The following is a 12,753-nucleotide window of genomic DNA, read 5'->3' as shown; positions in this document are numbered from 1 at the left end:
ATGACCGCCAACTTCCCCTTGCCACTGCCCGATCTCGCCGTCCGCACACTCGGAGGCGCAGTCGTGTGGGCGAACGACGAGACGTTCGCGGAGAAGGAGAATCTCGTCCGGCCCGGAAAAGCCGACTACTCGACGGCGACGTTCGGACACAAGGGCCAGATCTACGACGGGTGGGAGACACGACGCCGACGCGAGGCCGGCTACGACGAGGCCATCGTTCGTCTCGGAGCGCCGGGTGTCGTCTCGGCGGTGGTCGTCGACACCGCATGGTTCACCGGAAACTATCCGCCGGAGATCTCGATCGAGGCCGCCGAGGTCGACGGCTTTCCGTCACCGGAGGAGCTTCACACCCAGACGGAGTGGACCACGATCGTCCCGCGCAGCTCGGTCGACGGCGACAGCGAGAACAGGTTCACCGTCGCCTCCGATGCTCGGTGGACGCACGTGAAGCTGTCGATCTATCCCGACGGCGGAGTGGCGCGGTTGCGGGTGCTCGGCCGCGGCAAGCCCGACCCGAAATTTCTCGCTGCCGGGCCGGTGGACCTGGCTGCACTCGAGAACGGCGCGTACGTCTCGGCATGCTCGAACATGTTCTACAGCTCGCCCAACAACCTGCTCTTCCCCGGACCCCCACGGTCGATGGGTGAAGGCTGGGAGACCTCGCGTCGACGCAACGAGGCGAACGACTGGGTCCAGGTGCAGCTCGCCGGCACCGGGCTCATCTCTCTGGCCGAACTCGACACCACCTGCTTCCTCGGAAACGCGCCCGGTGCGGCGTCTCTGCGTGGCCGGCTCGGCGACGGCGAGTGGATCGAACTGTTGCCACGTACGACGCTGCAGCCCGACACCCGGCATCGCTTCGTGCTCACCCACGACACCCCGGTCTCCGAGGTGCGCATGGACATCTTCCCCGACGGCGGGATGGCGCGATTGAGACTGTTCGGTGATCTCGCGGGAGTGGAGCCTGCAGGAACGACCCAGTAGGGCGGGAGTGGAGCCTGCGGAATGACCCAGTAGGGCGGGAGTGGAGCCTGCAGGAACGACCCAGTAGAGCGGGAGTGGAGCCTGCGGAATGACCGGATAAGCAAGCATCTGCGTAAACGGTCGCGGGGCAATAGGGTTGGCACATGACCCGGCTACTTCATCCGAATGCAGCCCATGTTGCCGATACTCTGATCTCTCGCGGCCATCACGGTGTGGTGGTCAACAGCCCTGAGGGCACGCACACCGCCGCCGATGCTGCCGCGGCGCTGGGCGTCGAAGTGGGTGCGATCGTGAAGTCGATGGTGTTTCTGCTCGACGACGAGCCGGTACTGCTACTGGTTTCCGGTGCACACAACGTTCATCTCGAGCACACCGGTGAGCGTCTGGGCGGGACGTTGATGCGCGCGCCCCTGGACACGGCCAAGCACGCAACCGGGCAGCCGATCGGGGGCATCGCACCGGTCGGCCACCCCACCAATCTGGACACGTTCGTCGACCAGGATCTGGCCGGGTACGCCGAGGTGTGGGCGGCCGCCGGTCACACCAACACGATCTTTCGGTCCACGTTCCCCGAGTTGGTGCGCATCACCGCGGGTCTGGCGATCGACGTCACCTGACCCTGCCCCACTGTCGGGGCTCAGGACGCGAGTGTCGGGGCGATCGGTGCGCCGAGGACCGAGTCGACGACGTCGATGTCGAGTCGGGTGCCGCGCGATTCGAGCAGCGGCAACACTGCGTTGTTGATCAGTACCGACTGGCGAGCGACATCGCCTGGCACCGTCAGCGTCACGCCGTCGGCCACATCGGCCGCGGTGACATCGGAGATCAAACTGGCCAGGCCCGCCGGTGTTCCGACGTAGCGGATGGACGCCGGGCTGGTCGGCGCGTCCAATGCGGCGAATTCCCGACGTGCTGTCCGGGCATCGGTTGCGATGTGGATCTCGAGGTCGAGAAACACTGCTGCGCTGTCGGCAGATTCGCCGCGCTCGACTGCCTCGGCCCGCACCCGGGCCCGGTGTTGCTGGGATTCGCGCAGGTCGGAGGCCTGGATCCGGACTACGTCACCGTCCGACGGCAGGGTCAGTTCGGTCCAACCTGCAGAGAATTCGACGGCGACACGGGTGAAGTTGTGCGACATGAGTGGTGGTCCTGTTTCTGGAAGTCGGTGAACGCATTCGGTCGGAGCGGAGCCGAACTCGAACACGACCCGGACGCAGTGCGGCACAGATCCACGTATCTGTTGCTCCAGTGACGGTTGCCCGTCCACACGACACTCACGGTCATGACGCCATGCTAACGGCCTGCGGGGCTGCACGGGGATCCAACCCCGGCGGCCCCGTCGGCCAGCTCGGGGAAGGGCCGCGGGTCGGGTACCGGGTTCCACCAGCCGGCGTCCTCCGCGTAGTGCCAGTTCGGTCCCGACTCGACCAGGGCGGCGAGAGCGTCGACGAGTCGGTCCACATCGGCCGACGAGCTGCCGAGGCCGATACTGGCTCGAACCGCTCCGGCCGCGTGCCCCAGCCGGCTCAGCAGCGGGTGTGCGCAGAACTTGCCGTCGCGCACGCCGATTCCGTGTTCGGCGGACAGGTACGCGGCCACCTCACCGGGATCGCGTCCGGCAACGGTGAAGGTGACGATGCCGACACTGTCGGGCGCGTCGGCCCAGACCCGGAGCTGCTCGACGCCGTCCAGATCCGCCAGGCCGCGCCGCAGTCGGGACGACAATTCCTGCTCGTGCGCCTGCAGCTCGGCATCGTCGAATCCGGCGATGGCCTCGCAGGCCGCAGCGAGAGCCACAACGCCGAGGACGTTGGGGGTGCCCGCCTCGTGCCGCTGCGGTGCCGGAGCCCAGTCGGTGTTGTCGATGGTCACGCTGCGCACCGCGCCGCCGCCGGCCAGGTGCGGCTCACCGGCGTCGAGCCAATCACGTGTGCCCACAAGCACTCCCGCGCCGAACGGGGCGTAGAGCTTGTGCCCCGAGAACGCGAGATAGTCCACGCCGAGTGCGGCGATGTCGACCCGCCGATGCGGAACCAGCTGGGCGCCGTCCACCGCAATGCGTGCGCCGTGCCGGTGCGCCAGTGCTGCGAGTTCCGCGATGGGAAGTACCTCACCGGTGACGTTCGATGCGCCCGTGATCGCCAGTAGTGCAGCAGGTTTCGCGGCGAGCTCCACGTCGAGCCGCGTGATGGTCTCGGCGAGGGTCGATGCCGCCACCACCACTCGTCGATCGCGCCACGGGAGCAGGTTCGCGTGGTGTTCGATGTCGAGCACCACGGTATAGCCCGGCACGCAGGCGGCCAGCAGGTTCAGCGAGTCGGTGGTGTTCCGCGTGAACACCACCACCGAATCACTGTGCGCACCAACGAAATCAGCGACCGTCACCCGAGCCTTCTCGTACGCCGCCGTCGAGACCCGTGAGGCGTAGCCGGCACCCCGATGCACGCTCGAGTAGAACGGCAGCAGTTCGGCGATCCGATCGGTCACCGCGTCCAGGGCCGGCGCGCTGGCGGCGTAATCGAAGTTCGCGTAAGTGCATGTGCCGCCGTGGACCAGCGGTACCTGTAGATCCGTGCCCGAAACAGGGGCAAAAGGAGCACAGGGGCGGGAGAGTACAGATGTCATGACAGATCAAGCCCTCACGTTCGAGGGACCCGCAACCGAAGGACGTGGTGAACGAGTCCGCGCTTGCCGCGCCGGTTTTCCGGCATCAGCCTGGTCGTCACCCGGAGCACCCCACCGCGGAGGAGGGTTGCCGACCAGCTAGCCGGGGCTTGATGCTGGTACTCGTGACCGTGGGAAAGACACTCGCAAACTCGCTGCCGTTTTGTCAAGCCGGGACTCGCCCCTGCGCCGCAGTAGGATTCCCGCGGTGGGAAGGCGCGCTCGTTCACCTGCTGGCAAACAGAACGTGAGATAACCAACGGCGCTGCTGCTCGCCAGCACCACAGAATCACTTGCCAACGCAGAGTTACTTGCAACGAACGAGAAGGACGCCCGGTTGTCTGTGCATCGAGAGAACGATCTGCCGGGTTCGAGCGCGGACACAGCACCTGCCCCGGCGGCGTTTCTTCGCTCGCCGCAGGCTCCACCCGCCCGGACGCTCATCGACATCCTCCGCGACACGGCACATCGTTTCCCCGACGCCCCCGCGATCGACGACGGTGCCGTGTCGGTCAGTTACTCCGAGTTGTTGGACGACATCGCCGAGGGCGCTCAGTGGCTCGCCAACGCCGGTGTCAGGCGCGGCGATCGCGTCGGAATCCGCATGCCGTCGGGTTCGTTCTCCCTCTACGTCGCGATCCTGTCGATCCTCGCGGTCGGTGCTGCCTACGTGCCGGTGGACGCGGACGACCCCGAGGAGAGGGCCGAGTTGGTCTTCGGCGAGGCGCAGGTGACGGCCATCGTCACCGCGGGCGGCATCGCGGCCGGTACTGCCCCCAAGCAGGACGTTCCTCAGCACGACCTCTCCGAACACAATGCCGGACCGCCCACCCCGCAGGACGACGCGTGGGTCATCTTCACCTCGGGTTCGACGGGCACTCCCAAGGGCGTTGCCGTCAGTCATCGCAACGCAGCGGCGTTCGTCGACGCCGAGGCCCGCATGTTCCTGCAGAAGGATCCGCTCGGTCCGGGCGACCGAGTGCTGGCCGGATTGTCGGTGGCGTTCGACGCGTCGTGCGAGGAGATGTGGCTGGCGTGGCGGCACGGAGCGTGTCTGGTTCCCGCGCCCAGGTCTCTGGTGCGGTCCGGCTTCGACCTCGGCCCGTGGCTCGTCTCCCGCGACATCAGTGTCGTCTCGACGGTCCCGACGCTGGCGTCGCTGTGGCCCGCGGTGGCTCTGGAAGCGGTGCGGCTGCTCATCTTCGGCGGCGAAGCCTGCCCGCCGGAGTTGGCCGAGCGGCTCGCCGTCGAGGGCCGTGAGGTCTGGAACACCTACGGCCCCACCGAGGCGACGGTCGTCGCGTGTGCGGCGATCATGGACGGCAAGGGTCCGGTCCGGATCGGGCTCCCCCTCGACGGGTGGGACCTCGCTGTCGTCGACGCGTCCGGCACCCCGGTGCAGGTCGGCGAAGTCGGCGAGCTGGTCATCGGGGGCGTCGGACTCGCTCGGTATCTCGACCCGGCCAAGGACGCCGAGAAGTACGCGCCCATGCCGTCCCTCGGGTGGGAACGGGCGTATCGCAGCGGCGATCTGGTCAAGCTGGAGCTCGAAGGTCTGTTGTTCCAGGGTCGCGCCGACGACCAGGTCAAGCTCGGCGGTCGACGCATCGAGCTCGGCGAGATAGACAATGCGCTGCAAGCACTTCCGGGCGTCGGCGGTGCGGCGGCCGCCATCCGCAAGACGGCTGCCGGTAACTCGGTGCTCGTCGGGTATCTCGCGAGCACCAACCCCGATTTCGATCTCGAAGCCGCTCGCGAGTTGCTCGCCGAACAGTTGCCTGCGGCGCTGGTTCCACGCCTGGCGTTGGTCGACGAGATGCCAACGCGTACCTCGGGCAAGGTCGACCGCAATGCGCTGCCGTGGCCCCTGCCCGGCATGGCGGGTGCCTCCTCGCTCGGCGGCACGGCGGGGTGGGTGGCCGAACTGTGGACCAACATCCTCGGCGCGCAGATCGCGGACGAGAACGCCGATTTCTTCGCCAACGGTGGCGGTTCGCTGTCGGCCGCGCAATTGGTGACGGCGCTGCGCGAGCGGTTCCCCGAGATCACCGTCGCGCAGCTCTACGACCACCCGCGGCTGGGTTCGCTGGCGCAGTATCTCGACGACCTGAAGCCGGTCGTCGAGGCCATTCCCCGTGAAGTCGCCCCGACCTCGCGCACCGCGCAATGGGCGCAGATCGCGGCAACGGTTCCGTTGACCACCCTAACCGGATTGCAGTGGGTCACCTGGCTCGGACTGCTGTTCAACGTCATGTCCTGGTTCGGCGACGTGCCCTGGGCTCCGACGCTGTCCTGGTGGTGGGTGCTCCTGGCATTCGTCCTGTTCATCACCCCGGTCGGCCGCATGGCGATCTCGGTGATCGGATCGCGCATCCTGTTGGCCGGGCTGAAACCGGGCGCGTACAAGCGCGGCGGGAGCATGCACATCAGGCTTTGGGCCGCAACGAGATTGACCGATGCCAGTGGTGCGTCGAACCTGTCGGGCGCACCGTGGATGGTCTACTACGCGCGCGCTCTCGGTGCCAAGATCGGCAAGGGCGTCGACCTGCACACCCTGCCGCCGGTCACCGGCTTGCTCGAGTTGGGTGACGGCTGCTCCATCGAGCCCGAGGTGGACCTGTCCGGTCACTGGATCGACGGCGATCTCGTCTACATCGGCGGCATCGAGATCGGTGCCGGTGCCACCGTCGGTGCCCGCTCGACGCTGCTGCCCGGCACCAAGGTCGGCAAGAACGCGGTCGTCACGGCAGGCTCCGCCGTCGTCGGACGCGTGAAGGCCGGCCAGATGTGGTCCGGTTCGCCGGCTCAGAAGGTCGGCAAGGCCGATCATCCGTGGCCCGCGGAAGCTCCACCACGCGCAACCCATTGGGTATTCGCCTACGGCGTCGCATCTCTGTTCCTGTCCGGCATGGCTTTGTTCTCGATCGGCGTCAGCCTGGTGCTGATGGGCTGGTGGATTCACACCGCCGACTCCGTGCTCGACGCCTTCGAGCGTGGTCTGGTGATGTTGCCCGTGGCGACGCTGGTGTCGTTGGCGGTGTTCGCGCTGATCACCGTCGTTGCGGTGCGGGTGCTCAGCATCGGCCTCGTCGGCGGCTACCACCCGGTGCGCAGCCGCATCGGGTGGCAGGTGTGGGCCACCGAGCGCCTGATGGACTCGGCGCGCACGTTCCTGTTCCCGCTCTACGCGTCGCTGTTGACGCCCCATTGGCTCCGGCTGCTCGGCGCGAAGATCGGCAAGGACGTCGAGGCGTCGACGGTGCTGATGATCCCCAAGTTCACCACGGTCGCCGACGGCGCATTCCTCGCCGACGACACCATGGTCGCCAGTTACGAACTCGGCGGCGGCTGGATGCATCTGGGCGATGCGAAGGTGGGCAAGCGAGCGTTCCTCGGCAATTCCGGCATGACCGGTCCCGGCCGAACCGTCCCGAAGAACGGTCTGGTCGCCGTGCTGTCCGCCACTCCGGACAAGGCGAAGTCCGGCTCGTCGTGGCTCGGCAGCCCGCCGGTGCGGCTGCGTCGAGCCGCCGGTAGCGCGGACTCGTCACGCACGTTCGATCCGGCACGCAAGCTGAAGGTCGCCCGCTCGCTCGTCGAGACGTGTCGGTTGATTCCCGTCGTCGTGACGTTCGGCATCGGACTCGGAGTGTTGTTCGGGCTGACCGCCGTCGCCGACGCCGTCGGATATTGGTTGGCGGCACTGGTCAGTGGCCTCGTGCTGCTCGTCGCCGGTTTCGTGGCCGCTGCGGTGTCGGCGTTGGCGAAGTGGCTGTGGGTGGGCCGGATCGGCAAGACCGACCATCCGTTGTGGAGTTCGTTCGTCTGGCGCAACGAGGTGGCCGACACCTTCGTCGAGACCGTCGCTGCGCCGTGGTTCGCGCGCGCCGCCGAGGGCACAGCGGTGTTGAACATGTGGTTGCGATGGCTCGGTGCCGATATCGGCCGCGGAGTCTGGTGCGAGACGTACTGGCTTCCCGAGGCCGATCTGGTGACATTGGCCGACGGTGCGACCGTCAACCGAGGGTGCGTTGTGCAGACGCACCTGTTCCATGATCGGATCATGTCCATGGACACGGTCGATCTCGGTAGAGGCGCAACACTGGGACCACACTGTGTCGCGCTGCCTGCATCGGGAATCGGTGACAGCGCGACGGTGGGGCCTGCCTCCCTGGTGATGCGCGGTGATACGGTTCCCGCGCATACTCGTTGGCAGGGCAATCCGATCGCGCCCTGGGCCAAGGGGGATCCCTTCCCGCGCATCCGCGACGACCGAAACGAGGGGTGATCTTTCGTGCCAGACAGGCTGGTGGCACCGGTGTTCGACGTCGATGCCAGCGACAATCCGATCGATACATACCTTCCGCAGAACGGAAATCGGGGCTACCGCGTCTCGCGCTACGAACTCGATCTCGAATACAAGGTCGAGAGCAACCGGCTGACGGGCAAGGCGAAGATCACCGCGGTCACCACGGCGACGGTGTCGAAGTTCGCGTTCGATCTCGGCCCGGCGATGAACGTGTCGAAGGTGTCGGTCAACGGCTCGCGATCGGTGAAGTTCAGCCACCAGCGCGGCAAGCTGAAGATCACGCCCGCCAAGCCCATCGCGTCGGGCGCGGCACTGGTGGTGACGGTGTCGTACGGCGGAACCCCCAAGCCCATCAACGGTTTCTGGGGTGAGGTCGGCTGGGACGAGCTCACCGAAGGGTCGATCGTCGCCAGCCAGCCCAACGGGGCCGCGTCGTGGTTCCCGTGCGACGACCATCCGGTGTCCAAGGCCAGCTACGGCATCACCATCACCACCGATTCGCCGTACTACGCGGTGGCCAACGGAACGTTGGTGCGCAAGCAGACTCGCGCCAGCCGCACCACCTGGGTGTACGAGCAGCCCGAGCCGATGGCCAGTTACCTCGCGACCATTCAGATCGGTCCGTACGAGCATCGCATCGTCAGCCCGGGGCCGGTGCCGATGAAGGCCATCACTCCGCCGCGCCTGCGCGCGCAGTTCGATCACGACTTCGGTCGTCAACCGCAGATGATGGATACGTTCGTACGGCTCTACGGCCCTTACCCTTTCGCGTCGTACACCGTGGTGGTGACCGACGACGATCTCGAGATTCCGGTCGAGGCGCAGGGGCTGTCGATCTTCGGTGCCAATCACTGTTCCGGTTCCCGGTACTACGAGCGTCTGGTGGCACACGAGCTGGCGCACCAGTGGTTCGGCAACTCGCTGACCCTCGGCAAGTGGGCCGACATCTGGCTGCACGAGGGATTCGCCTGCTACTCCGAGTGGATCTGGGCCGAGAACTCCGGCGGCGCAACGGCTCACGACAAGGCCAAGCGGGCACACACCATTCAGCGCGGACTGGCCATGGACCTACAGCTCAGCGATCCTGGGCCCGCCCGCATCTTCGACGACCGCGTGTACAAGCGCGGCGCACTGGCACTGCACGCCGTGCGGCGCACCATCGGCGACGAGCGCTTCTTCGGACTGATCCAGGAATGGACCTCCAAGTACCGCTACTCGACGGTCGCAACGGCGGACTTCACCGACCTCGCCTCCCGCTTCGGTTGCCCCCGAAGTCTGTGGGACGCATGGCTGGTGGACAAGCAGATGCCGTCGTTGCCGTAGTTCCCGGCGCCTTCGAATCGGCTCCCCAGTTTCGGATATCGGCCTGCAATCGAGGGCCGGAATCCAAGTCTGGGGAGCCGATTGCCGGTGACGTCATCGATTACCCGAGCGACAGGGCGAGGCCTGCCACGGTGTAGCCGTACATCGCCGACGTCGCCAGTGCCTGCAGCCAGAAACCTCTCGGGAACGACGCCGCCCAGCGTCCCTTGCCGTCCAGTTGCAGATCGCAGGGGAAGTCGCTGATGGCCATGGCACACGACGGTTGCTTCGAGTGCGCGAGCACCACACCGTTGGTGAACGGCAATCCCCGAACGAACAGGTGCCCGCGCGCTTCCCCGGCCCGATACCGAACCGTGGATTGAGTGACAACCCCTGTGTACCAACGTCGTTGGACGTTCCATCCCGTGGCGTGCGCGAGGCGAAGGTTACGGTCGCCGCGCAGAGCAGTGTCCACGGTCTCGACGTCGGCGATCACCCCCCACCGCAGCATCGACACCCACCAGGCAACCCGTCTGCAACGAAACACCAGCGCCCCGAGCAGAACGATCGCGAAGACGTACGGCACCACCGTCGGATATTCGGACCAGCAAGCCGCCGGCACGATCACCGCGATCAGGAACCAGTACGCCTCACGCCGGTTCCATACGGTTGCACCCGCGAGCGCCACCGTCGGAGGAACCCGATGCGGCGGGACCGTGCGCGAGGACTGCAGCATGATGCCGCTGATCCTAGAGCCGAACGGGTCGGCCCGCACCCACTCGCGGCGACCTCCGCCTGTTCGGAAAACCGCACGATGCCTGCGTACCATCCGCTGATGGCGAAACGGTGGTGGAGACTTGTCATTGCAGCCGCGATCACGGTGGCTCTCGTGTCGCTCGCCTCGAACATCACGAGCGAAAGCCAGTTGTCCGCTGAGGCAAACACATTGCTGGCCGTGCGCTCGACCTTCAGCAAGTTGGTGAATTCGGGTGCCGTATGGGCCGGCCTGCCCATCCTGTCCGGCTGGCTGGTCCGCCGTCCGCTGCATGCATTCGCGGCGGGCATCGTCGCGAGTCTGCTGGCGTTGGTGGTGCACTACGGTGTCGGTCAGCTGTTCGGGATGTTCGACGAGACCGTGTGGGCGGGGAACCGAGTATGGTTCGCTCTCGCCCTTGTCATGGGCGGCCCGTTGGGTCTGGTCGGGGTCGCAGCACGAGGCGGCGGCCCGTCAGGTTCGATCGCGCGTCTGGTCGTCCCCGCTGGGGCGGTGATCGAGCCGTTCTTTCGGGGCATGTTCAGCGTGCCGACGATACTGCCGTGGCCGGAGCGCGTCGCCAGTATCACCGCGGGCGTAGTCCTCATCGCAGCGGGAACGGTCGGTGCCGCGGTGCTGATGCGCCGGCGACGAAAGCAGCTCGGATCGCAGAACAGTTCCAGACTCCGTCCTACGGCAAGTGAGCAGATGTCTTCGACCGGACCACCAGTCCGCACAGCGCCGCCATCACTGCGCCGAATCCGAAGATGATCGGATACGTGACCACCCCGGGCCAGGTCTCGGTGAGCGCCGACAGAACGGCGGGCACCGCGAAGCCCAGGTAGGTCAGCGAATAGAACACCGCGGTGAGGCCGGCGAGGTCGTCGGGGCCCGCAATGCGTTGCACCTCTTGCAGACCCGAGACCAACGCCATGCCGTACCCACAGCCGAGGACCGCTGCCGCGATCAGCGCCGCAGCAATGGTGAGCACCGACGCCGCCCAGGCAGCAACGGCCATGCCGACCACCAGGAGAGTGAGTGCAACCAGTGCCCCTCGCGCGTTGGCCGGTGTGTCGATGCGACGCCCGACGGCCTGAATCGCGAAGCCGGAGCCGAGGGCGATCACGGCCATCGCAGCGGAGAGTGCGACGGGATAGCCGCCACCGGGCTCGTCGGCCAGAGCGTCCGCCATCAGTGACGGCAGCACCGCGTAGGCGACGCTCGCGGCACCGAACACCCATGGGGCCAAGGGCAATACGACGAACAGGAATCGGCGATGCGATGCGGACGGAATCCTCAGGTCGTCGAGCAGCCGCTTGTTCTTCGACGCTGTTGTGGCAGTGCGCGTTTCGGGGACCGAGAGCATGCCGATACCGGCGGCGATGCAGATCACCACGTGCACGCTGTAGGCGAGGTGCGTCGGCCAGGGTGCCCATTGTGCGAGCACGCCTGCGACTCCGGCACCGAGGGCGAAGCCGGCGGTCAGCGACATCGCGGCGCGGCGCGCTCCGGCACCGGGCTTGGCGCTGGAGTCGCGACTCGAGAGTTCCTTGACCCAGCTCCCGCCCACGGCCATACCGATTCCGAGCGCGATGCCGCTGAGCACACGGCCACCGAAGAGCATGTAGGCGTTGTCGGGTCCGAGTGCGATCAGAATGGACCCGGCCGCGGCAATTGCGGGGGCGGGCAACATGATCGGGCGTCGACCGAGCCGATCCGAGAGCGGACCGCAGATCAGCATCGCCGGAATGATGCCCAGGACGTAGGCGAACAGGAACGTATCGACCACAACGGCCGAGAAGCCATGATCGAGCCGATACATCACCAGCAACGGCGTGAACTCGTTTCCGCCCCATGCCACGGCGAACATGCCCGACGCGACCAGCAGCCAGCGTCGTGCAGTCAGCTCGAGGTCTCGATCGTTCGTGAGCGTTTCGCTCATCGTGCTCCCCCTCTGTCCGGTCGTAGGCCGTGCACCCCGAGCATGTGTCGTTCGACGGCCTGCTCGAATCCGTCTGCGTCGCCGGCCTCGATCAGGTCGGTGAGTCGGCGATGGTCGTCGACGATGCGCGAGATCTGACCCGGATCACGCGTCACCGAGGCTGCCGTCATCCGCCGCTGACGCTCGCGAAGTCCGTCGTAGAACGCGTCGAGCAACGGGTTGCCGCCGGCGTGGACGACGGTGCGATGAAAGTCGGCGTCGACGGCACTGAATTGTGCGGCGGTGCCGTTCACGGCCAGCTGCTGTTGTAGCTGCAGGTTCTCGCGCAGGGCGGCCACCACGGATTCGCGGGCACTGGCGTCCGCGATGAACGCTCGGACGCTGCCCGATTCGACCAGTCTGCGCGCATCGACGACACTCTCGGCTTCACCCACCGCGATCGGCACCACCAGTGCCCCACGCTTGGGATACAGGCGCATCCATCCTTCGACCTGAAGGCGCAGAAATGCCTCGCGTACGGGAGTGCGACTGATCTCGAGGCGCGACGCGATCTCGCCCTCACTGACGAGCTCACCGCCGGGAAGCTCCCCCGAGACAATGAGCTCCTTGACCGTCGCATACGCCGTATCGGCGGCAGATCTCATCTCGGACACAACATAGATACTAGATGCACCTCAACGGTTCACCAATTTCGGCCACCCCAAATGTCCACTCAACGTGACATCGACCGTCGAAAAGGCCACTGAACGTCACATTGACTCCCCAAGGGCGGCCGGGCGGCGGGGAGGGGGCGGGGCG

Annotated in this window: 10 protein-coding genes and 1 riboswitch; of the genes, 5 read left to right on the top strand and 5 right to left on the bottom strand. The window is 66.6% G+C overall.

Annotated elements, in window-relative coordinates; all coding sequences use genetic code 11:
• Both alc and CH276_RS08355 read left to right on the top strand, forming a co-directional pair.
• Nucleotides 1–984, top strand: coding sequence for an allantoicase (alc, locus tag CH276_RS08360; RefSeq protein ID WP_032395180.1), 984 nt, complete (start codon nt 1–3; stop codon nt 982–984).
• Between the two features lie 143 nt (nt 985–1,127).
• Nucleotides 1,128–1,601, top strand: a complete 474-nt coding sequence (locus CH276_RS08355; RefSeq protein ID WP_094628606.1) for a YbaK/EbsC family protein — start codon at nt 1,128–1,130, stop codon at nt 1,599–1,601.
• A 20-nt stretch (nt 1,602–1,621) separates the two neighbouring features.
• Here CH276_RS08355 and CH276_RS08350 read toward each other — a convergent pair whose 3' ends face one another.
• Both CH276_RS08350 and CH276_RS08345 read right to left on the bottom strand, forming a co-directional pair.
• Nucleotides 1,622–2,122 (bottom strand): hypothetical protein, encoded by a 501-nt coding sequence (locus CH276_RS08350; RefSeq protein ID WP_094628608.1) that lies wholly within the window; start codon nt 2,120–2,122, stop codon nt 1,622–1,624.
• A 155-nt stretch (nt 2,123–2,277) separates the two neighbouring features.
• Nucleotides 2,278–3,609: an aminotransferase class V-fold PLP-dependent enzyme gene (locus CH276_RS08345; protein ID WP_094628610.1), complete on the bottom strand. Its 1,332-nt coding sequence runs from the start codon at nt 3,607–3,609 to the stop codon at nt 2,278–2,280.
• Between the two features lie 54 nt (nt 3,610–3,663).
• A riboswitch (SAM riboswitch) is annotated at nt 3,664–3,779 on the bottom strand.
• A 212-nt stretch (nt 3,780–3,991) separates the two neighbouring features.
• Between CH276_RS08345 and CH276_RS08340 the strand changes: the two genes are divergently transcribed.
• Nucleotides 3,992–7,936: a Pls/PosA family non-ribosomal peptide synthetase gene (locus CH276_RS08340; protein WP_254923840.1), complete on the top strand. Its 3,945-nt coding sequence runs from the start codon at nt 3,992–3,994 to the stop codon at nt 7,934–7,936.
• Between the two features lie 6 nt (nt 7,937–7,942).
• Complete coding sequence (locus tag CH276_RS08335) at nt 7,943–9,280, top strand: M1 family metallopeptidase (RefSeq protein ID WP_094628612.1); 1,338 nt, start codon at nt 7,943–7,945, stop codon at nt 9,278–9,280.
• A 100-nt stretch (nt 9,281–9,380) separates the two neighbouring features.
• On the opposite strand, the gene CH276_RS08330 is transcribed toward CH276_RS08335, so the two are convergent.
• Entirely contained in the window at nt 9,381–9,995 is a 615-nt protein-coding gene (locus CH276_RS08330; protein ID WP_141214681.1) for a hypothetical protein, read from the bottom strand.
• A 99-nt stretch (nt 9,996–10,094) separates the two neighbouring features.
• On the opposite strand from CH276_RS08330, the gene CH276_RS08325 reads away from it, so the two are divergent.
• On the top strand, nt 10,095–10,784 hold the full coding sequence (locus tag CH276_RS08325; RefSeq protein WP_176459164.1) for a DUF6518 family protein: 690 nt from the start codon (nt 10,095–10,097) through the stop codon (nt 10,782–10,784).
• Here CH276_RS08325 and CH276_RS08320 read toward each other — a convergent pair.
• Both CH276_RS08320 and CH276_RS08315 read right to left on the bottom strand, forming a co-directional pair.
• The gene (locus tag CH276_RS08320) at nt 10,705–11,955 is read right to left on the bottom strand and encodes an MFS transporter (protein WP_094628616.1); all 1,251 of its coding nucleotides are present in this window, start codon (nt 11,953–11,955) and stop codon (nt 10,705–10,707) included. The two genes, CH276_RS08325 and CH276_RS08320, sit on opposite strands and share 80 nt — an antisense overlap.
• Nucleotides 11,952–12,599: a GntR family transcriptional regulator gene (locus CH276_RS08315; RefSeq protein ID WP_176459167.1), complete on the bottom strand. Its 648-nt coding sequence runs from the start codon at nt 12,597–12,599 to the stop codon at nt 11,952–11,954. The genes CH276_RS08320 and CH276_RS08315 overlap by 4 nt, the downstream gene beginning before the upstream one ends.
• Between the last annotated feature and the right edge of the window lie 154 nt (nt 12,600–12,753).

The sequence above is a fragment of the Rhodococcus sp. 06-470-2 genome, assembly GCF_002258235.1.
In the GTDB taxonomy this organism is placed as follows: Bacteria; Actinomycetota; Actinomycetes; order Mycobacteriales; family Mycobacteriaceae; genus Rhodococcoides.
This window is presented reverse-complemented; position numbering and strand designations above follow the sequence as displayed.